This window comes from Pseudoalteromonas sp. TB41, from assembly GCF_000497975.1.
Taxonomy (GTDB): Bacteria; Pseudomonadota; Gammaproteobacteria; order Enterobacterales; family Alteromonadaceae; genus Pseudoalteromonas; species Pseudoalteromonas tetraodonis.
Map to the genome: position 1 here is coordinate 16,390 of NZ_AUTH01000085.1, position 21,343 is coordinate 37,732.

24 protein-coding genes are annotated in these 21,343 nt (G+C 41.3%); 17 read left to right on the forward strand and 7 right to left on the reverse strand.

Going from position 1 to position 21,343, the window contains the following annotated elements; genetic code table 11:
* The first annotated feature begins 76 nt into the window (after nucleotides 1-76).
* The 5 genes from fabR to leuD all read left to right on the forward strand — a co-directional run bounded on the left by fabR (nucleotide 77) and on the right by leuD (nucleotide 5,772).
* Nucleotides 77-694, forward strand: a complete 618-nt coding sequence (gene fabR, locus L641_RS0113520) for an HTH-type transcriptional repressor FabR (RefSeq protein WP_013466159.1) — start codon at nucleotides 77-79, stop codon at nucleotides 692-694.
* 395 nt (nucleotides 695-1,089) lie between these two features.
* Nucleotides 1,090-2,643, forward strand: a complete 1,554-nt coding sequence (gene leuA / locus L641_RS0113525; protein WP_013466157.1) for a 2-isopropylmalate synthase — start codon at nucleotides 1,090-1,092, stop codon at nucleotides 2,641-2,643.
* Entirely contained in the window at nucleotides 2,640-3,716 is a 1,077-nt protein-coding gene (gene leuB / locus L641_RS0113530) for a 3-isopropylmalate dehydrogenase (protein ID WP_013466156.1), read from the forward strand. Before leuA ends, leuB begins: the two co-directional genes overlap by 4 nt.
* 56 nt (nucleotides 3,717-3,772) lie before the next feature.
* Nucleotides 3,773-5,173 carry a 3-isopropylmalate dehydratase large subunit gene (gene leuC / locus L641_RS0113535; protein WP_008465616.1) on the forward strand — a complete coding sequence of 467 codons (1,401 nt, stop codon included), beginning with the start codon at nucleotides 3,773-3,775 and terminating at the stop codon, nucleotides 5,171-5,173.
* On the forward strand, nucleotides 5,173-5,772 hold the full coding sequence (leuD, locus tag L641_RS0113540) for a 3-isopropylmalate dehydratase small subunit (RefSeq protein ID WP_013466155.1): 600 nt from the start codon (nucleotides 5,173-5,175) through the stop codon (nucleotides 5,770-5,772). The genes leuC and leuD overlap by 1 nt, the downstream gene beginning before the upstream one ends.
* Before the next feature lie 51 nt (nucleotides 5,773-5,823).
* On the opposite strand, the gene L641_RS0113545 is transcribed toward leuD, so the two are convergent.
* A complete protein-coding gene (locus L641_RS0113545; RefSeq protein WP_013466154.1) occupies nucleotides 5,824-6,117 on the reverse strand; it encodes a hypothetical protein in 294 nt (97 codons plus the stop codon).
* A 385-nt stretch (nucleotides 6,118-6,502) separates the two neighbouring features.
* Between L641_RS0113545 and L641_RS0113550 the strand changes: the two genes are divergently transcribed.
* Entirely contained in the window at nucleotides 6,503-7,099 is a 597-nt protein-coding gene (locus tag L641_RS0113550) for a hypothetical protein (protein ID WP_024602171.1), read from the forward strand.
* A 74-nt stretch (nucleotides 7,100-7,173) separates the two neighbouring features.
* Here the strand turns inward: L641_RS0113550 and L641_RS0113555 are convergent, their stop codons facing one another.
* Complete coding sequence (locus L641_RS0113555) at nucleotides 7,174-7,554, reverse strand: hypothetical protein (protein WP_013466152.1); 381 nt, start codon at nucleotides 7,552-7,554, stop codon at nucleotides 7,174-7,176.
* Nucleotides 7,555-7,649: 95 nt separating this feature from the next.
* Here L641_RS0113555 and L641_RS0113560 point away from each other — a divergent pair, with 95 nt between their 5' ends.
* Entirely contained in the window at nucleotides 7,650-8,093 is a 444-nt protein-coding gene (locus L641_RS0113560) for a TerB family tellurite resistance protein (RefSeq protein ID WP_013466151.1), read from the forward strand.
* 7 nt (nucleotides 8,094-8,100) lie between these two features.
* Here the strand turns inward: L641_RS0113560 and L641_RS0113565 are convergent, their stop codons facing one another.
* Entirely contained in the window at nucleotides 8,101-8,667 is a 567-nt protein-coding gene (locus tag L641_RS0113565) for an NAD(P)H-dependent oxidoreductase (RefSeq protein WP_013466150.1), read from the reverse strand.
* A gap of 116 nt (nucleotides 8,668-8,783) precedes the next feature.
* Here L641_RS0113565 and L641_RS0113570 point away from each other — a divergent pair, with 116 nt between their 5' ends.
* Nucleotides 8,784-9,680, forward strand: a complete 897-nt coding sequence (locus L641_RS0113570; RefSeq protein WP_013466149.1) for a LysR family transcriptional regulator — start codon at nucleotides 8,784-8,786, stop codon at nucleotides 9,678-9,680.
* 5 nt (nucleotides 9,681-9,685) lie between these two features.
* Here the strand turns inward: L641_RS0113570 and norR are convergent, their stop codons facing one another.
* Nucleotides 9,686-11,251, reverse strand: a complete 1,566-nt coding sequence (norR, locus tag L641_RS0113575) for a nitric oxide reductase transcriptional regulator NorR (RefSeq protein ID WP_024602172.1) — start codon at nucleotides 11,249-11,251, stop codon at nucleotides 9,686-9,688.
* 165 nt (nucleotides 11,252-11,416) lie between these two features.
* Here norR and hmpA point away from each other — a divergent pair, with 165 nt between their 5' ends.
* Nucleotides 11,417-12,598 carry an NO-inducible flavohemoprotein gene (gene hmpA, locus L641_RS0113580; protein WP_024602173.1) on the forward strand — a complete coding sequence of 394 codons (1,182 nt, stop codon included), beginning with the start codon at nucleotides 11,417-11,419 and terminating at the stop codon, nucleotides 12,596-12,598.
* A gap of 39 nt (nucleotides 12,599-12,637) precedes the next feature.
* On the opposite strand, the gene L641_RS0113585 is transcribed toward hmpA, so the two are convergent.
* Nucleotides 12,638-13,291: an endonuclease gene (locus tag L641_RS0113585; protein ID WP_013466146.1), complete on the reverse strand. Its 654-nt coding sequence runs from the start codon at nucleotides 13,289-13,291 to the stop codon at nucleotides 12,638-12,640.
* Nucleotides 13,292-13,543: 252 nt separating this feature from the next.
* Between L641_RS0113585 and L641_RS0113590 the strand changes: the two genes are divergently transcribed.
* Nucleotides 13,544-13,924, forward strand: a complete 381-nt coding sequence (locus tag L641_RS0113590; protein ID WP_024602174.1) for a hypothetical protein — start codon at nucleotides 13,544-13,546, stop codon at nucleotides 13,922-13,924.
* 29 nt (nucleotides 13,925-13,953) lie between these two features.
* On the opposite strand, the gene L641_RS0113595 is transcribed toward L641_RS0113590, so the two are convergent.
* Complete coding sequence (locus L641_RS0113595) at nucleotides 13,954-14,397, reverse strand: PaaI family thioesterase (protein WP_013466144.1); 444 nt, start codon at nucleotides 14,395-14,397, stop codon at nucleotides 13,954-13,956.
* A gap of 198 nt (nucleotides 14,398-14,595) precedes the next feature.
* Between L641_RS0113595 and lexA the strand changes: the two genes are divergently transcribed.
* From lexA to L641_RS0113620, 5 genes are all read left to right on the forward strand, one after another.
* Entirely contained in the window at nucleotides 14,596-15,213 is a 618-nt protein-coding gene (lexA, locus tag L641_RS0113600) for a transcriptional repressor LexA (RefSeq protein WP_008114166.1), read from the forward strand.
* A 493-nt stretch (nucleotides 15,214-15,706) separates the two neighbouring features.
* On the forward strand, nucleotides 15,707-16,849 hold the full coding sequence (coxB, locus tag L641_RS0113605) for a cytochrome c oxidase subunit II (RefSeq protein ID WP_024602175.1): 1,143 nt from the start codon (nucleotides 15,707-15,709) through the stop codon (nucleotides 16,847-16,849).
* Nucleotides 16,849-18,441: a cytochrome c oxidase subunit I gene (gene ctaD / locus L641_RS0113610; protein WP_008114160.1), complete on the forward strand. Its 1,593-nt coding sequence runs from the start codon at nucleotides 16,849-16,851 to the stop codon at nucleotides 18,439-18,441. The genes coxB and ctaD overlap by 1 nt, the downstream gene beginning before the upstream one ends.
* Entirely contained in the window at nucleotides 18,441-18,971 is a 531-nt protein-coding gene (locus L641_RS0113615) for a cytochrome c oxidase assembly protein (protein WP_024602176.1), read from the forward strand. Before ctaD ends, L641_RS0113615 begins: the two co-directional genes overlap by 1 nt.
* 35 nt (nucleotides 18,972-19,006) lie before the next feature.
* Complete coding sequence (locus L641_RS0113620) at nucleotides 19,007-19,882, forward strand: cytochrome c oxidase subunit 3 (protein ID WP_024602177.1); 876 nt, start codon at nucleotides 19,007-19,009, stop codon at nucleotides 19,880-19,882.
* On the opposite strand, the gene L641_RS23790 is transcribed toward L641_RS0113620, so the two are convergent.
* Nucleotides 19,782-20,153: a DUF2909 domain-containing protein gene (locus L641_RS23790; protein WP_308200203.1), complete on the reverse strand. Its 372-nt coding sequence runs from the start codon at nucleotides 20,151-20,153 to the stop codon at nucleotides 19,782-19,784. The genes L641_RS0113620 and L641_RS23790 overlap by 101 nt on opposite strands.
* On the opposite strand from L641_RS23790, the gene L641_RS0113630 reads away from it, so the two are divergent.
* Both L641_RS0113630 and L641_RS0113635 read left to right on the forward strand, forming a co-directional pair.
* A complete protein-coding gene (locus L641_RS0113630) occupies nucleotides 20,107-20,847 on the forward strand; it encodes an SURF1 family protein (RefSeq protein ID WP_024602179.1) in 741 nt (246 codons plus the stop codon). The two genes, L641_RS23790 and L641_RS0113630, sit on opposite strands and share 47 nt — an antisense overlap.
* Complete coding sequence (locus L641_RS0113635) at nucleotides 20,837-21,331, forward strand: hypothetical protein (protein WP_024602180.1); 495 nt, start codon at nucleotides 20,837-20,839, stop codon at nucleotides 21,329-21,331. The genes L641_RS0113630 and L641_RS0113635 overlap by 11 nt, the downstream gene beginning before the upstream one ends.
* The last annotated feature ends 12 nt before the right edge of the window (nucleotides 21,332-21,343 follow it).

Here is a 21,343-nt window from a genome sequence, read left to right on the forward strand (position 1 = left end):
CCGTCAAGTATTAGACTGTACTATTAGCTATTTTTTTAATTAAAAATTTATTACAAATTCATTCAGGGAGCTGTTGATGTCGGGCGTTAGAGCACAACAGAAACAAAAAACACGACAAGCATTAATAGAAGCTGCTTTTAATCAGCTTAGTGCTGATCATAGCTTTTCAAATTTGAGCTTGCGTGAAGTAGCGCGCGAAGCGGGTATTGCGCCCACCTCTTTTTACCGTCACTTTAAAGATATGAACGAGCTAGGTTTAACCATGGTTGATGAAGCGGGTTTAACGCTGCGTCAGCTGATGCGTCAAGCTCGTAGGCGAATAGCCAGTGGCGGCAGTGTAATAAATACGTCAGTGGTTACTTTTATGGAGTTTATTGATAACTCTAGTAATCAATTTAGGTTATTGCTGCGTGAGCGCTCGGGTACCTCAAAAGCATTTAGAGCGGCTGTAGCACGTGAAGTGAAACACTTTATTTTAGAGCTTGCTCATTATTTAGAAAGTGAAACGCCCTGTGATGCGATTCATGCGTATATTCAGGCAGAGGCTATGGTTACGTTGGTATTTAATGCTGGCGCCGAAGCGCTAGATATTGAAGGTCAGCAACGCGATGAATTAATTGAGCGAGTTATTTGGCAGTTACGCTATATTACTCGTGGTGCGTCAAATTACGTACGCGCAGAAAAGAAAGAGTAAATATTAAAAAAAGTTAAAATAAGCACTGTACTTTACGGTGCTTGTTAATTTAAACGCCACGCCCTCTGAGGTTGGATTTTTTATCTCTTTTTTATCTATTTGTTGAATTTTAAATCCCTTAAAAGTCTTGTGCAATTATTTTTATGGCATTTTTATGCTTGCACCTATTGCGCTGCAATGATAAAAATAAGCCTCATTGGACACACACACAAGAAAACAAATGCAAACTAATCGTTTAATTACACTAAAACTAAACCTCTTACTGCTGTGGCAAGTGAGCGGGGATTAGTGTGTTTGCATTGAGCTAAACAACAAAACCCCGCAATTGCGGGGTTTTTTTTATCTCGCTGCAGGGATAAATCGAAATTTGGGTAACACAGGAATGAGGGGCAGTTATGCAAGAGCAAGATAAAGTATGGATTTTTGATACCACCTTACGCGATGGCGAACAGGCACTTAAAGCAAGCCTGACTGAAGATGATAAAATTCAACTAGCGCATACCATTAGCCGCTTAAATGTGGATGTCATGGAAGTGGGCTTTCCGGTTTCGAGCCCCGCTGACTTTCGCTCAGTGCAGCGAATTGCCACTGAAGTAAAAGGCCCTATTATTTGTGGCTTAGCACGCTCGGTTGCCAAAGATATTGAAGCCTGTGGCGAGGCACTTCGCAGTGCACAGCAAAGCCGTATTCACACTTTTATTGCAACCAGCCCTTTACACCTTGAGCATAAACTACGTATGAGCTTAGATGATGCAACCGCGATGGCGGTTAAATCAATCAAGCTTGCCCGTAATTACACTGATGATGTGGAATTTTCATGTGAAGACGCAGGACGTACACCACATTGGGATTTATGCAAAATTGTTGAGCAAGCTATTAATGCCGGTGCATCCACGATTAACTTGCCAGATACCGTCGGTTTTGTAACGCCAGATGAATACGCAGCAATGATCCGTCATTTAATGAACAACGTGCCAAATATTGATAAAGCCCGTTTAAGTGTGCATTGCCATAACGACTTAGGCTTAGCCGTTGCTAACTCTGTTGCTGCCGTTCAAGCCGGTGCGCGCCAAATCGAATGCACCATTAATGGTATAGGGGAGCGCGCGGGTAATTGTTCACTTGAAGAAGTGGCGATGATCATGAAAATGCGCAAAGACCATTTAAACGTATATACCGATATAAAAAGCGAAGAAATTTACCGCGCCTCTCGCCAAGTAGCCAAAATTTGTAATATGCCGGTACAGCCAAATAAAGCGATTGTTGGCGAAAATGCGTTTGCCCACAGTTCAGGTATTCACCAAGATGGTGTATTAAAAGCGCAAAATACCTATGAAATTATGTCACCTGAAAGTGTGGGTGTGCCAAGTAATCAATTAAATATGACCTCGCGTTCAGGGCGTCATGTTATAGAGCATCGCTTAGAAGAATTAGGTTATCAAAAATCTGATTACGACATGGATAGCTTATACCAAAGTTTCGTTGCGTTAGCTGACCAAAAAGGCACAGTATATGACTACGACCTAGAAGCAATGATTTACTTTAATCAAATCAGCGACAAAGATGAAAAATATCAATTAGAGTTTGTTCACTCTACGTCGAACTCTCAATCGGTAGCCAGCTCAACGATAGGTTTGTTGATTGATGGCGAAGCAAAACAAGAAGCGGCCACAGGTAACGGCCCGGTAGAAGCCTCATTTGCAGCCATTGAGCGCTTAACTGGTATGAGCGTTGAAATGATTGAATACAATTTAGAGGCCACCGGCCAAGGTGCTAGCTCATTAGGACAAGTGAATATTATTGCTAAATATGATGGCCGTCCTTATCACGGTGCCGGTATTGCGGCCGATGTGGTCGAAGCCTCAGTACGCGCTATGGTTCGGGTTTATAACTTAATTTATCGAGCACAAAAAGTGTCTGATTTAAAACAACAAAGGAAAGCAGGATGAGTAAAACACATTACAGCGTTGCCGTATTAGCGGGCGACGGTATTGGCCCAGAAGTTATGGCAGCTGCAGAGCAAGTGCTTGATGCAGTCAGTGATAAGTTTGGCTTTACTCTGAACCGTGAACACCATGCTATTGGTGGTGCTGCCATTGATGAATTTGGCAAAGCACTTCCTGATACGACCTTAAAAGCGTGTGAAAACGCCGATGCTATTTTATTTGGTTCCGTGGGTGGCCCTAAGTGGGAACATTTACCACCTAATGACCAACCGGAGCGCGCGTCACTGTTACCACTGCGCAAGCACTTTGGTTTGTTTTGTAACTTACGCCCTGCTCAGTTGTTACCCGCATTAAGCGCTGCATCACCACTACGTGCTGATATTAGCGAAAAAGGCTTTGATATTTTATGTGTGCGCGAGCTAACGGGTGGTATTTATTTTGGTGAGAAAGGTCGCAGTGGCGAAGGGGCAGAAGAAACTGCATTTGATACGCAAACTTATTCACGTAAAGAGATAGAGCGTATTGCACGTTTTGCTTTTGAGGCCGCTAAGTTGCGCAGCAATCATGTGACCTCGGTTGATAAAGCCAATGTTTTAGCATCAAGCGTTTTATGGCGCGAAGTGGTAACCGAAGTGAGTAAAGACTTTCCAGAAGTGAGCTTAGATTACATTTATGTAGATAACGCAGCGATGCAGCTGGTTAAACAACCTAGCCAGTTTGATGTATTACTTTGCGATAATTTATTTGGTGATATTTTATCGGACGAGTGCGCGATGATCACCGGTTCAATGGGTCTATTACCGTCGGCAAGTTTGAACCAATCAGGCTTTGGCTTGTATGAACCCGCGGGTGGTTCAGCGCCTGATATCGCCGGAAAAGGGGTGGCAAACCCAATCGCACAAATTTTAAGTGCCGCCTTAATGCTACGTTACTCATTAGGCCAAGACGAAGCGGCTCGTACGATTGAAAAAGCAGTCGCAGAGGCGGTTGAAGCTGGTGTGGGAACGCCGGATATTTATCCGCAGGGCGGCTATACCACCACCGATGTAGCAGCGGCCATCGTTTCACGCATTTAATTATTAAAGCCACAACACCGTCAGGCTGTGGCTCAATCAGATCAGGGAGTTAGCAAGTGGCCCAAACCTTATACAATAAAATTTGGCAAGCACATACCGTTGCCAGCATTAATGAGCAAACCGATTTACTTTATATTGACCGTCATTTAGTACACGAAGTGACGTCACCACAAGCATTTGCAGGCTTACGTGAAAAAAATCGTAAAGTGCGTTGTCCAGAAAAAACCATTGCCACCATGGATCATAATGTTTCAACTAAAAGTCGTTCACTGGATGCAGCCAGCGAAGTCTCTAAAAATCAATTAATGGCACTGGATGCAAACTGTAAAGAATTTGGCATTTTGCTGTACGACTTAAATTCAGTAAACCAAGGCATAGTGCATGTTATTGGCCCTGAGCAGGGGATTACTTTACCAGGTACCACTATAGTCTGCGGCGATAGTCATACTTCAACGCATGGTGCGTTTGGTGCCTTGGCACATGGTATTGGTACCTCAGAGGTTGAGCATGTATTAGCTACGCAAACACTACAGCAAAAAAAGGCGAAGTCGTTAAAAATTCAAATTAACGGTGTATTACGCCCTACAGTAACAGCTAAAGATTTAATTATGGCGGTTATTGGTAAGCTAGGCACTGCTGGTGGCACTGGCTATGTGGCTGAATTTTGTGGTGAAGGCATAGAAGCTCTATCAATGGAAGCCCGTATGACATTGTGTAACATGAGCATTGAAATGGGTGCCAAGGCAGGTTTAATTGCCCCAGATAAAATCACTTACGAGTACTTAAAAGGGCGCCCGTTTGCACCCAAAGGTGCTGATTTTGATGCCGCTGTTGCCTACTGGGAAACTTTAAAAACGGATGATGGTGCTCATTTTGATTTAGAAGTAGAGTTAGATGCAGGCAGTATTCAACCGCAAGTTACTTGGGGGACTAATCCAGAGCAAGTGATTGGCGTTGATGAATGTATTCCAGATCCAGATAAAGAAACCGATTTAATTAAAGCCGATGCAATTCGCAGTGCGCTTAAATACATGGGCTTAAAAGCGGGCGATAAACTATCAAGCGCCAAAGTAGACACGGTATTTATTGGCTCATGCACCAACAGCCGCATTGAAGATTTACGCGCTGCAGCAAAAATTGTTGAAGGTAAACAGGTTTTAGCTGGTATTGAAGCGCTGATTGTTCCAGGCTCAGGCTTAGTTAAGCAGCAAGCTGAAGATGAAGGCTTAGCCGATATTTTTAAAGCTGCAGGGTTTGAGTGGCGCGAGCCGGGTTGTTCGATGTGTTTAGCTATGAACGATGACCGTTTAGGAGCTGGTAAACGCTGTGCTTCCACCTCGAATCGTAATTTTGAAGGTCGCCAAGGGCGCGGCGGACGTACACACTTAGTGAGCCCTGCAATGGCGGCAGCAGCTGCAATACATGGTCACTTTGTTGATATTAGAGGAGAAGCTTAATGAGCATCTATTTTAGCGGCTTAATGGCCCCACTTGATAAAAACAACGTCGATACCGACCAAATTATTCCTAAGCAGTTTTTAACCTCAACAAGCCGTGATGGTTTTGATGCAGCACTGTTTTACGATTGGCGTTATTTAGATAATGGCGAGCCAAATCCTGAATTTATTTTAAATCGTCCTTGTTACCAAGGTGCGCAAATATTATTAACCCGCGATAATTTTGGCTGTGGCTCATCACGCGAGCACGCACCATGGGCATTAAAGCAATATGGGTTTGAAGTGATTTTAGCTGAAAGCTTTGCTGATATTTTCTTTAATAACTGTGGTAACAATCAAATGCTTGCCATTGCATTGCCAGCGCAAACGCTGGAAGAGTTATTTGTGTTAAGTGAGCAGCACGACGATATTCACATTGATGTGGATCTTGAAAACCAAGTGCTTACCAGCAATAAGTTTGCGCCAATTCGCTTTGATATTCGCAAAGACGTAAAAGAGCGTTTATTAAGTGGCTTAGATTTTATTGGTGTAACCGAAACCCTCAATCCGCAAATTGATGCGTTTGAAAAGCAGTTAGCCGCAGAAAGACCGTGGCAGTAACCTTTTACATATGAAACTGGAGCGCAACTTAGGTTGCGCTTTTTTAATCGCTTATATTAAAAAACCACGCAATAAGCTTGCTAATGTAATCATTGCCATTAGTAATAAATTGAGAGTTTTAAATTTCTGGTAGCGGACTACCTTTGGGTCGTTGATAGTCGAAAAAAAACCATCTTTAAATGACTCAGCAAGATTGGCATAGGGTGTCCCATCTAATGAATTTTGTGATAATTTTTTCCATTGTTCTGGGTGCTGCTCAGCAAGGTGTTGATATATGTGCAGAGTGTAGCGATTTTGAATAATTAATAGTAATACGATGATTATTAAGCCGATATATTTTTCCATTTAAATATGTGCTCCACGCTAAAACTGGCTTTACGTTTATACCAATCCGCAATAATACTCAATCATTTTGCGGGGCTAAACGTGTCGCTATCTGTGTTAAAAAATTCTCATTTAGAACAACTAAATAGCGAATTTCTTGCCTAGCTATCAACCCGTTTTTCCTGCCTCAAAATAGACCGCTTAATTAAGCGAGTTGGTATTAGTTATTTCTCCTTTATCAAACAACGATATTTAATTTCTCATTTTCTTTCAAGCGATATTTTTTTACCAATTAATTAAAGCAAAGCTCCATTGTTCTGTTAATTTTTATTGCTGTTCATCGTGATTATTTTCTTTGTGTTTGCTTAAACGCTAAGCTGATTTTTTACATGTTTAGGGACACATTATGAAATTATTAATAGCTGCAGCGTTTATGCTGGCATCAACCGCTGCATTAGCTCGCCCAGCACCTTTAGTATCAATTCCAAGTCATGATAGCTTTTTCAATAGTATTGCTGCACATTGCGGTAAAGCTTTTGAGGGTAAAGTAACGGTTGATAATGCCACAGGGCCGAGTTCATTTGCCGGTAAAAAATTAGTTATGCATGTGCGTAAGTGTAATGAACGTGAGCTACAAGTGCCGTTTCATGTCGGTGATGATGCTTCACGTACGTGGATTATTACTAAAACAGGTAGTGGTTTGAGCCTAAAGCACGATCATCGCCATAAAGATGGCAGCGATGATGTGTCTACTATGTATGGCGGTCATACTGTGGATGCGGGTTTTGCTAATATGCAGTCATTCCCTGCAGATCAGTATTCAAAAGAGTTATTTGTTAGCCAAGGCATACCGCAATCGGTAGGCAATAAATGGCAAATGTATATTTACCCTGAACAGTTCACTTATCGACTTATTCGCCAAGGTCGCGAATTCCGTGTTGATTTTGATTTAACTAAACCTATCACACCACCGGCTGCGCCGTGGGGATATGGCGTTAACTAACTTAGTTCAGGTTAACTACAGTAAAACCACAGGCTATTTTAATACTCAGTGGTTTTACTGAAAATAACGAGGTGTTATTTTTTTGAGGTTTTTTCTGCAGGCATTTCACACTGCACAAATACACTGAGCGGTGGCTGATAAGCACGCGGTTTAGTTGGAAAGCGTTGGTACTCCTGCACGCCCTCAGTCACTTTTAACATAAAAGGATTATCGTGACATAAACGATTTGCGTGGCGCAACAAAAACACACTTTGGTTTCTAAAATGTGGGTAGTCGTCAGACTGTATTTCTAAGTGGTAATTGTTAGTGTCTATTTGAGTTTGCTTATAATGCACCTTTTCATCAAAATCATAAAGTCGCTGCATTTCACTTTGCTCTGCCGACACACTCAAACACCCTGTTAATAAACACCAGCTAATAATTCCATGTATGTAATGATTGGCTTTTATACTCATAAACCTTTAACTCCATCTTGATTTTGGGTAGTGTGATCAGCATATCTATTAAACCCGTTATGATATAAGTCTAACACCCAAAAAGGGGAAATGTGATGTTCAAGCAAATTAAACAGCTTTTTTCGAGTATTGATCAGCAAGATTATGATATTGAACAACATGATTTAAAAACAGCGGTTGCCGCATTATTAATTGAGGTAATGCGAGCGGATAACGATTTACAGGCTGATGAGCAACATACGCTAAGTCTAACATTAAAAAAATATTTTGATTTAACGGATGAAGCAGTAGATGAGTTAACCGAGCAAGCAAGTGCAAGCTTAGATGACGCCATTGATTATTTTCAATTTTCTAAGCAAATTAACAATCAATGTAGTGCACAGCAACGCATTGATATAGTTGAATTACTTTGGCGTTTAGCGTACTCCGATGGAGAACTTGATCCACAAGAAGAATACGTTATTCGTCGTGTTGCTAATTTATTGTATGTTACCCATGAAGACTTTATTGCTGCAAAGCTTGCAGCAACAAAGTTATAGTGGCTGCTTATTTAAGCTTACTTGCTACGCTAACTAACTGCTGTGCAAGACCAGCCACTTTTTCAGCGGTAGCGGGGTCGCTAATTCGACCGTTGTCATCTAATAAAGTATGAATAGCCGGTACTGCCAGTTGGTTCGCTAATACTAAGCTGCCAATGCCTGATAATATATCACGCACATGATTTAAGCCCCGTAAACCGCCCAACCCACCTGGTGAGGCTGCATATAACGCGGTTACTTTATTTGCAAATGCAGGCTCTGCGCCTTGTTCGGTGCGCGATGCCCAATCAATAGCATTTTTTAACACGGCGGTAATAGAGCCATTATATTCTGGGCTGGCCAGCAAAATGCCATCGGCTGCGCGAAGTTTGTCTTTAAGTTGTTGTACACCGGCTGGTGTGCCTTGTGCCTCGAGATCTTCATCAAACATAGGAATGGCTAAGTCTGCGAGTTTAATCACTTCTACTTCAGCGCCACTTTCTAAAGCAAAGCGTGCCGCTTCGTTAATGAGTTTTTGATGAAAGCTATCTTTACGTAAGCTACCTGCTAGGGCAATAATTTTTGGTGTTGTCATGAGCTGCTCCTGATAATGAGTTTGTATAATGTGACTTTAACAAATAATCACTTGCAGAAAAGCCAAATAAACGCAAAACTTGTGTGCGTATATGCACAGATTAAAGAGTAGTTATCATGGCAATTCAATTTAATGATTGGCAAGACCTGAAGGTTGCTTACGAGGTAGCGCGCTTAGGTACTTTAACTGCCGCTGCCGAAGTGTTAGATGTTCACCATAGTACGGTGCTCAGGCGAATAAATAACTTAGAAAAAAGCTTAAATGCGCGACTATTTCATCGCCATGCTCGCGGCTACAAAGTCACAGAAATTGGCGCTAAGTTATTTACCACAGCACAAGCGATTAATGGTGAACTAGAGCGCCTACATAATGACATTATTGCTGCAGATAGCACCTTGCAAGGTAGCTTGTTACTCACCACAGTTAGTGGCTTTATTGATGTATTAAGTGAGGTGTGTGAGCAGTTTCAAACCTTGCATCCGCAAGTGCAATTACAAGTGATTATGGATCAAAAACGTTTACGTTTAGATCATGGCCAAGCACATATCGCAGTAAGAGCTGGACCCAGACCGGATGAGGGTGATTATATTGCTCAGCATTTAGCGGCGCTCTCGTCAGGATTTTATGCATCAAAGCATTACATTAGCCGTTATGGGTTGCCACAAACATTAGCGCAACTATCGCTGCATAGCTTTGTGTCAGGTGTAGCAGGGTATAATGCCAAAGTGCCTTACTTTGCATGGGTTGATGAAAATATTCCCCCGTCGCAAGTTAAGCTAAGAGTGTCAGAAACCTCAGAAGCGACCCGCGCCATAGTAAAAGGACTCGGTATTGGCGGATTACAGCATGATGTTGCAGCGCAATACTCTGATTTAGTCCCTGTACTGCCTAATGAACTGAGTTGGCCAACCGATTTGTGGCTGGTTACGCATCATTTAGTGCATCGAACGGCAAAAGTTCAAGCGTTTAGTCAGCTATTAAAAAATTATTTTAGGCAGCGAAAGTTAAGTTAAAAAGGCTACAACGATTTTTTTATTGAAACACCTAAGCGCTTGGCTAGCCGCGTTAAGTTAGCGCGGTCGACCTGTAAACTACGCGCTGTGCTTGCCCAGTTATAATTATGTTGTTTAAGTTGCTGTATTATAAGTTGCTGAGTATAGGTATCTGTGGCTTGCTTTAACGAAATGTTGTTTGCTAAAGGTGGGATTACAAGCTGGTTTGAGTGTTCAAGAGCTAAGGTGTTAACAGCGCTTAAATTTAGCTCACAATGCGCAGGTTCAATAGTAATAATTGGTTGCTGCCACTGATGTTGTTTAGCCTTTAATGCAGCCCGATTAATCACATGCTCAAGCTCCCTCACATTGCCTGGCCAGTCATATTTTTTAAGCAGCAGTTGCGTTTCAATACTGAGTTTTAGCTGTTTAATAGCGAGCTTGCGGGCTGTTTTTTCTGCAAAATAACCAGCTAATAAAATAACATCTTCATCACGGGCTTTCAATGGAGCGACTGTGAGTGGATAAACACTTAATCGATGGTACAAATCGGCGCGAAACCGTCCTTGTGTTACTTCGTGTTTTAGGTCGCGATTGGTTGCTGCAATCACTCTAACATCGACATATTTAAGTTCATCTTCGCCAACGGTTTGTACTTCGCCACTTTGCAGTACGCGTAATAATTTACTTTGCATAGCCAGAGGCAGCTCGCCGATTTCATCTAAAAATAAGGTGCCGCCATCGGCTAACTGAAATTTACCTTGGCGAGCATTTTGCGCACCCGTAAAAGCGCCTTTTGCATGGCCAAAAAATTCACTTTCTGCGAGGTTTTCAGGCAGTGATGCACAATTTAAATGAATTAATGGCTGATCTTTACGTGCGGAGTGTAAGTGAATATTACGTGCCACCAACTCTTTGCCGACCCCAGTATCACCTAAAATAAGGACACTAAAGTTTGATGCCGCAACCAGTTTTATCTCATTTTTAAGCGTTTGTATTGCAGAGCTTTGGCCAATAATTTCACCACCATCACGTTTGAGCGCCTCACGGTTTAACGCTTGTACTAATTCACTAGAGTGCTGCGCATGTTGTTTGTAATGGGCAAGCTCTAGGGCTGTTTTAAAGTGCGCACTGCACAAGGTTTGTAAGGTGTTGAGTGTATCAGTGGTGATACCGTCAAACGCATTGGCGTTAAGGCTATCAAAGGTCAGAATGCCAAGTAGTGCGTTTTTATCATAAAGGGGTAACCCTAAGCAGGCATGCACTGGAATATCACCGGTTTTAGCCAGTAGTAGCCCGTCGTATGGATCAGGTAGTGGACAGTCATGTGCAAATTGCAGAGCCAAACGACTACTGCAGATGGCTTTAAGGCGAGGATGCTCCGCAATATCAAAACGTCGTCCTAGGCTATCGGGCATAAGGCCTTTAATGGCTAAGGGTTTTAATTGCTCACCTTGGCGAATCAATAATGCACTGGCATCGCTGGGAATAACACGTTCAACCGTGGCTAAAAGTTGCTCAAAACTGTGAGCATGTAACGTACTTTGCGCAAGTTCTAATGCAACTTGCGTCAGGTTGAATTGTTGGTTCATGTCAAAATGACCTGTTAGTGTATTTTTACAGGTTTTATAGTAGGTCATAAAGACTCATCTTGTAAAGCGAGTTAATTTAACTTATTGAATATTATAGGTTTAATTAGTTGGCACGCTCTGTGTAATGCTAAATGCAAGCAGTTAGTTATTACATAGGAAATAAACATGTTATCCGATAAAACCATACAAATAGTTAAAAGCACGGTGCCATTGCTTGCAGAGGCAGGTACGGTCGTAACCGATCATTTTTACAAGCGCATGTTTAGTCATAATCCCGAACTTAAACATATTTTTAATATGACTAATCAAGAAACGGGTCGTCAGCAATTTGCATTATTTAATGCATTGGCTGCGTACGCGCAAAATCTTGATAATTTAGCCGTGTTAAAAGAGGCGCTAGCGCGAATTAATCATAAGCATACCAGCTTAAATATTTTACCTGAGCATTATCCTATTGTGGGCGCACATTTAATCGGTACGTTAAAAGAGCTTATTCCTGAGCAGTTTACTGCCGATGTTGAATATGCGTGGCGCGAAGCCTACGGTGTACTTGCTGATATTTGTATTACCGAAGAAGCGGCATTGTATGCGCACAGTAAAAACAACCATGGTGGCTGGGCAGGCACGCGCCAGTTTGAAATTACTGATAAACATATTGAATCTGAATTCGTAACTAGTTTTACGCTGACACCTGTGGATGGTAAAGCAGTTATTACCTACAAGCCAGGACAGTACATTGGCATTAAAGTTAAGCCTGAGGGCGCAGAATATGAAGAGATCCGCCAGTATTCTATTTCGCAAAAGAGCAATGCTAAAAACTATCGTATTAGCGTTAAAAAAGAGTGCCAACCAAAGCCTGGCGTGGTGTCTAATTATTTACACTCACTAGAGCAAGGCGCACGAGTAGAGTTATACCCGCCAGCGGGAGACTTCATTTTAAAAAATGAGGCAACTCCAGTGGTACTTATTTCAGCAGGCGTTGGCCAAACCCCGATGATGGCGATGCTTCAAACGCTACTTAGTGGTGATAAAAATCAAGCGATTAGTTATTTGCACGCATGTGAAAACAGCCGCGAATTTTCATTTAAAGGGTATTTAGCGCAGCAAACGGCAATGCATCCACAGCTAAAAACATTTACTTGGTTTAATCAAGGTGGCGAGGAGTGTGATTTCACTGGGTTAATGGATTTAACGGTGCTTGAGACATCATTACCTATTAGCGAAGGGGCATTTTATTTGTGTGGACCAGCATCATTTATGGCTTACGTAAAAGGCCAGCTACTTGATTTAGGTGTGCAAAGCTCAAACATTCACTACGAAATATTTGGACCACACCAAGCGTTATAGGTTAATTAAAAGCGTGTGTTACACGCTTTTAATTTAAACTTACAGCTTTTTACTATTTGTGTTAGCAGCATAAGCTTGTTGTTGCCAAGCATTAAATAGCTTTTGTTGTTTAGCTGAAATTTTTAAACCATACGTTTTTTGCATGTAAGCGTACGCATCGGCAATGCGTTTACGTGCATGAACAGGCGGTTCAACAACACGTTGTTTAAAATTAACTTTAACCTCACAGCGACCATATTGCGTCGCGTTTTGGGCTAACATGCCAAAGCGGTAGTTTGAGCGATCGGCGTTAATTTCACCAATTGCAGGGGCTAAATTGTTTATATCGGCTTCCATCATGCGAAACTTAGCGCTAACTTTGCGGCAGTTTTTACGCCCACCATCTTGCCAACATTGTAACTGGTGACCAAATTCCCATGCAGGGACAATATGTTCCCATTCAATTCGCAGGGCACGTTGATTTACTTTGCCTGAGCGGGTTAGTGTGTTGCGAGGCACGTAGCCACAATGGGTAGGGTCGGGTACCAACTTTTTGCCTTGTTTTTTTATATCGCAACCACAATAAATACTTTTAGCGTTTTCGGGAAGGGTATTAATTAAGTGCTTTTTGGCACTCGAAAACCGCGTAAATTGTTCGCCCATTGCTGAAAAACAAGCACAGCAAGCCAACAAAGCTAAAATAAACCGAATCATATCCATCACATACGTGAACTACAGGAGCGGCTAGTTTAAGGCCTAGAATAAAAAAGTAAACTGCCGCCGGCATGCTTTAATTTTAATTTGCGTATTTTGTAGAGGGCGTTTTTGAGGAGTAAATAGTGGGCAATATTCAGAGGCTAACGCTAAAAATGCGTTAATGAGGTAATTCCTGCGTTGTTGATTTGGTATAACGGTAAAACTGCGTTAAAGTTTGCAATGAAATTAATAGAGGGTAAAAACGAGATAATGTCGGAAATTCAATTTTTAAATGTAGATCTAGAGCTTGAGTCAAAGCAAGATATTAGCGTATTAGTTGCTGATTTAAAAAAGGTCGCAACTATTTTACATTATGATAAAGACGAATACCGTCAACTTGCTCGCATTGAGGTTGCAGGTGAAATAACCACGCCAGATAAAGCGATTAATCACTTGTGTGAGTTAATCGAGTCGTGTTCACGCAATGCATTAAAGCAATGGTTGAGTTGTTCACGCAGAACTTTCGATATTGGGTTTGAGTCTGGCACTTCGCCAAAATGCTTTAACCAAGCCTTACATGCAGATACCTTGTTACGTATATCTGCAATTGGTGCAGGCGTAGAAATTACTATTTACCCTCTCGAAAAGTAATTTAACTTCAACCTTGGTTAATTGACTTACTAGCCTTTTCGCTCAACTACGGCTGCGGTCATACGTGATACGCAGCAAAGCTCATTGCGGCTATTGGTTATTTTAATATCCCAAACCGAGCTGCGCTTGCCGATATGATAAGCTCTCGCTGTGGCCGTTAATGTGCCATTGCGTGATGCCTTTAAATGACTTGCACTGATTTCTTGGCCAACACAATAAAATCGATTGAAATCAACCACAAAATTAGCGGCATAACTTGCTACTGTTTCAGCAAGCACCACATTTGCACCCCCATGAACGATACCCATAGGGTTATGATGCTCTGGAATTGCCGGCATAGTTGCCACTAAGTAGTCATCACCAATTTCACTGATCTCTATTCCCATGGTTTTCATGAGTGTCCCTTGGCCTGTAATACCTTGATCTAATTGCTTACAAAACTCTAATGTAATCGGTTGATGCCAAATACTCATGCTAGCTCCTTGGATAAGTAATTGAGAATTAAAATTTATTAATATGATAATGCGTTGCTAATAATTACATTTATCACCCTGCTTTTAAAGTAGGTTATTGTTTGATGATAACGGCATATAAGGCATTAATTTATATTTGCGATTTTTAAATAACTGTATATACTCACAGTTAATTGTACTGTATGGAAAACCAGTTGTATGCGACCATTAACGAAACGCCAAGCGCAAATACTCGAACTCATTAAAGTGTTTATTAAAGACACTGGTATGCCTCCTACACGTGCCGAAATTGCACAAACACTGGGTTTTAAAAGTGCGAATGCTGCAGAAGAACACTTAAAAGCACTGGCCAAAAAAGGTGTTATTAAAATGAAGCCAGGCGCGAGTCGGGGCATTCAGCTTGTTGAAGAAGAGGAGCCAGAGCAGTTGGGCTTGCCTTTAATTGGCAGGGTTGCTGCCGGTGAGCCAATATTGGCGCAACAGCATGTAGAAAGCCACTGTAAAATTGACCCTTTAATGTTTAAACCTGCGGCCGATTTTTTATTGCGTGTTAACGGTATGAGTATGAAAGACATTGGTATTATGGATGGTGATTTACTTGCTGTGCATAAAACCCAAGTTGCCGAAAATGGACAAGTTATTGTTGCCCGTGTTGACGACGATGTAACCGTGAAGCGTTTAGAAAAAGCGGGCAGAAAAGTACTCTTACATGCTGAAAATGATGAGTTTTCAGCTATTGAGGTCGATTTAGAAAATGAGTCGTTCAATATTGAAGGCTTAGCGGTAGGTGTTATTCGTAACGCTGACTGGATGTAGTATTAAAGCATAATTTAGCGCTTAATAGTGATTAGGCGCTGGGTTTGTTAGCAGCACAATGTCTAACTTATCAAATGTATGACTATATGTTGTTAAGTGCTTCTCCTATCATAAATAAAATCACTAAATACTTTATAAATAAACAAATTTACTCTGCTTTTTTAAGTTAACAATTTTTTATATTTCTATCCTGTAATTTCAATACACCCCTTACTAAACCTGACTCTTAGATTAATTGCCTGACTAGTTGCTATTTTTTTAGCTGCGCATTTTAAAAAATACACCTTGTTTATTTTTCATACTCACCTTGCTTATTGTTTATTTTTTAACTAGTTATTAAAGAGCTGGAATAAAAATAACTCACAGCTTAGTCGTTTTGAGAACACACATTTACTAAATCCAGCACCCTTATAAAAAATAAAAATAACGAATAGGCGTTTAAGCCGTATGCCTCTTCGCTTTGCGTCAGCAATAGCATCAAAGGAGCCGTCACATGGGTAAGCTGAGTTCTTCCTTGTGGCTTATATTGTTTGTTTTTTCGCAGAATGTGCTTGCTAATAGCCAATATAATATGCGTAAAGGCGTAACCGATATAAGTAATAATGTATACCAACTGCACATGACTATTTTTTTAATATGTTGTGTGATTGGGGTGATCGTGTTTGCCATTATGTTTTGGGCACTCATTCATCATCGCAAATCTAAAGGGGCTGTCCCTGCCCAATTCCATGAAAGCACCAAAGTAGAAATACTGTGGACTGCGATCCCTTTTGTCATATTAATTGTTATGGCCATTCCTGCGACTAAAACCTTAATTGCCATGGAGGATGCCAGCAAAGCTGATCTCACCATTAAAATTACAGGCTCACAGTGGAAGTGGCATTACGAGTATATGGGGGAGGACGTTGAGTTTTATTCCATGCTAGCTACACCTCAAAATGAAATAACCAACCTTGCTGATAAAAACCCGAATTATTTGCTCGAGGTCGATAAACCGCTGGTACTACCAATTAATCAAAAAGTACGTTTTTTAATGACTTCAGATGATGTTATTCACTCATGGTGGGTGCCTGACTTTGCCGTTAAAAAAGATGCAAACCCTGGGTTTATTAACGAAACATGGACCAATATTAATGAGGTTGGTACTTACCGTGGGCAGTGTGCAGAGCTTTGCGGTAAAGATCATGGTTTTATGCCTGTTGTGGTAGAAGTTAAAACAGAAGAAGACTTCAAAACGTGGTTAGCAGAGGCTAAACAAGCCAAGCAAAAAGCAGCTGAAGCAGACGCTGCGTTATTAGACCAAGTAGTACCAAAAGAAGAGTTAATGGCACTGGGTGAGCAAGTTTATATGGCGAGCTGTGCTGCGTGTCACCAACCAACTGGTTTAGGCCTGCCAGGTGTTTTTCCTGCACTTAAAGGTAGCCCAATAGTGGTAGGTGATATCAAAGGTCATATCGATATTTTACTTTATGGTAAACCAGGTACAGCGATGCAGTCTTTTGCAAAGCAATTATCTATTAAGCAGATAGCAGCCGTTATTACTTATAAGCGTAACGCATGGGGTAATGACACCGGAGAGGTAATTCAACCAAGCGAAATACAAGCGGCACTGGATGCTGATGGGGAGGCTAAATAATGAGTAGCATTGCAGAACAACCTAACACCAATGAGGCTCATCATGCCCACCAACCCGCTACTGGCTTTAAGCGCTGGTTATTTACAACCAACCATAAAGATATCGGAAGCTTATATTTAATTTTTTCCCTCACCATGTTTTTGATTGGTGGAGCAATGGCCATGGTGATCCGTGCTGAGCTATTTCAGCCGGGTTTACAGTTAGTTGATCCACACTTTTTTAACCAAATGACCACAGTGCATGGACTGATCATGGTATTTGGTGCAGTAATGCCTGCATTTACTGGATTGGCAAACTGGATGATCCCGCTAATGATTGGTGCGCCAGATATGGCATTACCGAGAATGAACAACTGGAGTTTTTGGATTTTACCGTTTGCGTTTTTAATTTTGTTAGCGTCATTGTTTATGCCTGGTGGTGGCCCTGCATTTGGTTGGACCTTTTACGCCCCGCTTTCCACCACTTATAGTAACGACAACACAGCAATGTTTGTATTTGCGGTACACATAATGGGTATCAGTTCGATTATGGGTGCCATTAATGTGGTGGTTACTATAGTGAATATGCGTGCTCCGGGGATGACGTGGATGAAACTGCCGTTATTTGTGTGGACATGGTTGATCACGGCTTTTTTACTTATTGCGGTTATGCCGGTACTTGCTGGTGCAGTTACTATGGTACTCACCGATAAATACTTTGCGACCAGCTTCTTTGATGCCGCTGGTGGTGGTGATCCGGTAATGTTCCAGCATATTTTTTGGTTTTTCGGTCATCCTGAAGTTTATATTATGATTTTGCCTGCCTTTGGCATTATCTCTACGATTGTGCCTACTTTTTCACGTAAAAAACTATTTGGTTATGCCTCTATGGTGTACGCCACTTCCTCGATTGCCTTGTTGAGCTTTATTGTGTGGGCGCATCATATGTTTACTACAGGTATGCCCGTGGCGGGAGAGTTGTTTTTTATGTACGCGACTATGCTGATATCGGTACCTACCGGCGTAAAAGTATTTAACTGGGTAGCAACTATGTGGCGTGGCTCTATTAGCTTTGAAGTGCCGATGCTGTTTAGTATCGCATTTATTGTGCTGTTTACTTTAGGTGGCTTTTCGGGATTGATGTTGGCTATTACGCCTGCCGATTTTCAATACCACGACACCTACTTTGTGGTTGCGCACTTTCATTATGTACTCGTAACGGGCGCGGTGTTTTCTATTATGGCGGGGGCTTATTATTGGCTGCCAAAATGGACCGGAAATATGTTCAATATTACCTTGGCAAAATGGCATTTTTGGTTGTCGTTGGTAAGTGTAAATGTGCTGTTTTTCCCAATGCATTTTGTTGGGTTAGCCGGTATGCCACGTCGAATTCCTGATTATGCGCTGCAGTTTGCTGACTTTAACGCCATTATTAGTATAGGTGGGTTTGCCTTTGGTTTATCACAATTACTGTTTGTTGTTGTTGTGTATAAATGTGCAAAAGGGGGCGATAAAGTGCCTGCAAAAGTTTGGGATGGGGCAGAAGGGCTTGAATGGGAAGTTGATTCACCAGCGCCATATCATACGTTCTCAACGCCACCGGACATTAAATAATGACTCACTTGCCGTTATTAAAAAAGCTGGTGGTTATTTGCATTGCAATGTTTGCTTTTGCATTTGCCATGGTGCCTATATATGACGTGTTTTGCGATATAACCGGGCTTAATGGTAAGCCCTCGCTAGAACAAGCACAGCAAAGTACCTTGATTACTGAGAATAGAGAGGTCAGCGTTAGTTTTACTACGCATGCCCAAAGTGGTGCGCCTTTTGAGGTTAAATCTAAAGAATACAGTGTAGATGTAAAACCAGGGGCCATGCGTGAGGTTATGTTTAGCGCTAAAAACAACAGTAATGAAGACAAAGTGATGCAAGCGATACCCTCGGTAGCGCCGGGTAAAGCGGCTAAGTATTTACACAAAATAGCGTGTTTTTGCTTTGACCAGCAACCTTTAAAAGCTGGCGAGGAGTTAGAGTTTAAATTACTTTTTTATGTTGATACTGAGTTACCCAGTGATGTGGAGGAGTTAACTCTGTCTTATACCGTATTTGATATTAGCGAGAAGTTAGTAGCCAGTAATAACTAGCTTATAAAACTAGTGAAAAACTAGGAGCAAATGAAATGAATCAAAAATATGAACATTATTACGTACCTGATCAAAGCCCATGGCCAATAGTTGGCGCGGTGGCGCTATTTTTTATTGCGGTAGGGGCAGCCTTAACAGTTATGGATATGGGTAAAGAGGGAGGCAGTGGTGTTTACTTACTGTATGTGGGTATTGCCGTATTGCTTTATATGCTGTTTAGCTGGTTTAAAAATGTGATTGAAGAGTCGCATCAAGGTTTATATTCTGCACAAATGGATCGCTCATTTAGACAAGGTATGAGCTGGTTTATTTTTTCAGAAGTCATGTTTTTTATGGCCTTTTTTGGGGCCCTTTTTTATGCCCGCATGTTTTCTGTGCCTTGGCTTGGAGGCGCCGATAACAACGCCATGACTAACGAAGTGTTATGGCCTACTTTTGAGGCTGTGTGGCCATTGTTAAATACCCCTGGAGGCACCACTACGCAAGCAATGGGCTGGCAAGGGTTACCACTTATAAATACCCTTATTTTATTAGCTTCGTCGGTAACTCTGCATTTTGCTCATGTAGCGATGGAAAATAACAAACGCACGCCACTTAAGGTGTTTTTAGGCGTAACTATTTTGCTAGGAGTATGCTTTTTAGGGCTCCAAGTAGAAGAATATATTTATGCTTATAATGACCTTAATTTAACCCTTGATGCGGGAATTTACGGTAATACTTTCTTTTTGCTAACCGGTTTTCACGGTATGCATGTCACCTTAGGTACCATTATTTTATTAATCGTTTTCCTACGGATTTTAAAAGGCCACTTTACAAAAAATAAGCACTTCGCGTTTCAAGCTGCGGCGTGGTACTGGCATTTTGTTGATGTTGTTTGGCTATGTTTGTTTGTTTTTGTATATGTACTGTAGTGGGCAAAGGTGATTGATTTGCCGTAATTAAACCGAGCTTTAGTGCGGCAATTACCATCACTAATACCACAACAGAAAATAATACTCGACGCCCTAAAAAGTGAGACATGGGGCGTCCATTGGTTTTTCCCGACACCATAATAAATAAAGCACGAAATAAATTAAACAATATAAATAATAACAGTAGAACAATAATAATTTTAATAATCACTGGATTTACCCTTATGCAGTTAGTTGTATTTAACAAACAAAAGCTTAGCTCAATAATCACAGTTTGCTTGGTTGTTATTGTGGTATTAGTTTGTGTGCGTTTAGGGTTTTGGCAATTACAGCGCGCAGATCAAAAGCAACAACAGCTTAATGCCATTGAAAATATTCAACAGCAAGGAGTTATGAGCTGGGCACAGTTGCAACAACTGCCAAAAGAGTGGAATAAAACCGGCGTATTAGTTTCGCTGAGTGGTTATTTTGATACTAATAATTATTGGCTGCTCGATAACCAAATTTATAATGGTCAGGTTGGATACGACTTACTGGCATTATTAAAACTGTCTGATGAATCACGCTTTTTGTTAGTGAACTTAGGCTGGGTAAAAGCAGAACGTTCAAGAGAAATCCTACCAAACGTAACAATACCTAGTGGTAAATTTACGTTAACGGCACAAATTAAAGAAGATAATTTAAGTGGCTTTACCTTAGCCAATAACAATACTCAGTCGGATTTAGCCAAACGAATTCAAATCATTGATTTACAAGCATTGAGTAGCCAATCTAATCGCCCTTTAGTGAATTTTATGGCTTACCGCCAAGGTCAAGCTGATGAAATTGCTGCCCCTCATTATGAAGCCGTTGTTATGAGTCCAGAAAAACATTATGCCTACTCAGTACAGTGGTTTTTAATTGCGGTTGCCTGTGTGGTGGTCGCTATTTTTGCAAGCAGGAAGAGGATAGATAATGAAAAATAAACCCCTGTTACTCTTTGCTGTGTGCTGCGCTATTCCCTTAGTGCTGGCTTACAGCGCGTTAAAACTTGATTGGCTACCTACAGCAATTACTAACCATGGTGAATTTTTAGAGCGTGAAATTAAGCTAGACAATTGGGCGCAGCATAACCCTAAGCAATGGACCATCGCTTTAAATTATTCAGCACAATGCAAAGCGTCTTGCACAGAGCAATTAGCCGCTTTAGACAATTTATATGTTGCCCTTGGCAAAAACCAACACAAAGTTGATATGGCTATTATGGGACAGCCTGAGCTAGTTACAACGCGTTGGCATGTTATTGATGAGCAACAGCAGTTAAAGTCTGCCAGTTTGTATTTAATCGATCATATGGGGCTAATTGTACTGGAGTATCCATTTAGTTCTCAACCACAAGAAAACCGTTTGATCCAAAAAGGGTTATTAAAAGATCTAAAAAAATTACTCAATTACTCTCGTTCGAGCTAAGTAGAGGATGCT

Excerpts from the sequence above, each read along its gene's own strand:
- fabR (WP_013466159.1), top strand. The coding sequence starts at position 77 with ATGTCGGGCGTTAGAGCACAACAGAAACAAAAAACACGACAAGCATTA.
- leuA (WP_013466157.1), top strand. The coding sequence starts at position 1,090 with ATGCAAGAGCAAGATAAAGTATGGATTTTTGATACCACCTTACGCGAT.
- leuB (WP_013466156.1), top strand. The coding sequence starts at position 2,640 with ATGAGTAAAACACATTACAGCGTTGCCGTATTAGCGGGCGACGGTATT.
- leuD (WP_013466155.1), top strand. The coding sequence starts at position 5,173 with ATGAGCATCTATTTTAGCGGCTTAATGGCCCCACTTGATAAAAACAAC.
- L641_RS0113545 (WP_013466154.1), bottom strand. The coding sequence starts at position 6,117 with ATGGAAAAATATATCGGCTTAATAATCATCGTATTACTATTAATTATT.
- L641_RS0113550 (WP_024602171.1), top strand. The coding sequence starts at position 6,503 with ATGAAATTATTAATAGCTGCAGCGTTTATGCTGGCATCAACCGCTGCA.
- L641_RS0113555 (WP_013466152.1), bottom strand. The coding sequence starts at position 7,554 with ATGAGTATAAAAGCCAATCATTACATACATGGAATTATTAGCTGGTGT.
- L641_RS0113560 (WP_013466151.1), top strand. The coding sequence starts at position 7,650 with ATGTTCAAGCAAATTAAACAGCTTTTTTCGAGTATTGATCAGCAAGAT.
- L641_RS0113565 (WP_013466150.1), bottom strand. The coding sequence starts at position 8,667 with ATGACAACACCAAAAATTATTGCCCTAGCAGGTAGCTTACGTAAAGAT.
- L641_RS0113570 (WP_013466149.1), top strand. The coding sequence starts at position 8,784 with ATGGCAATTCAATTTAATGATTGGCAAGACCTGAAGGTTGCTTACGAG.
- norR (WP_024602172.1), bottom strand. The coding sequence starts at position 11,251 with ATGAACCAACAATTCAACCTGACGCAAGTTGCATTAGAACTTGCGCAA.
- hmpA (WP_024602173.1), top strand. The coding sequence starts at position 11,417 with ATGTTATCCGATAAAACCATACAAATAGTTAAAAGCACGGTGCCATTG.
- L641_RS0113585 (WP_013466146.1), bottom strand. The coding sequence starts at position 13,291 with ATGATTCGGTTTATTTTAGCTTTGTTGGCTTGCTGTGCTTGTTTTTCA.
- L641_RS0113590 (WP_024602174.1), top strand. The coding sequence starts at position 13,544 with ATGTCGGAAATTCAATTTTTAAATGTAGATCTAGAGCTTGAGTCAAAG.
- L641_RS0113595 (WP_013466144.1), bottom strand. The coding sequence starts at position 14,397 with ATGAGTATTTGGCATCAACCGATTACATTAGAGTTTTGTAAGCAATTA.
- lexA (WP_008114166.1), top strand. The coding sequence starts at position 14,596 with ATGCGACCATTAACGAAACGCCAAGCGCAAATACTCGAACTCATTAAA.
- coxB (WP_024602175.1), top strand. The coding sequence starts at position 15,707 with ATGGGTAAGCTGAGTTCTTCCTTGTGGCTTATATTGTTTGTTTTTTCG.
- ctaD (WP_008114160.1), top strand. The coding sequence starts at position 16,849 with ATGAGTAGCATTGCAGAACAACCTAACACCAATGAGGCTCATCATGCC.
- L641_RS0113615 (WP_024602176.1), top strand. The coding sequence starts at position 18,441 with ATGACTCACTTGCCGTTATTAAAAAAGCTGGTGGTTATTTGCATTGCA.
- L641_RS0113620 (WP_024602177.1), top strand. The coding sequence starts at position 19,007 with ATGAATCAAAAATATGAACATTATTACGTACCTGATCAAAGCCCATGG.
- L641_RS0113630 (WP_024602179.1), top strand. The coding sequence starts at position 20,107 with ATGCAGTTAGTTGTATTTAACAAACAAAAGCTTAGCTCAATAATCACA.
- L641_RS0113635 (WP_024602180.1), top strand. The coding sequence starts at position 20,837 with ATGAAAAATAAACCCCTGTTACTCTTTGCTGTGTGCTGCGCTATTCCC.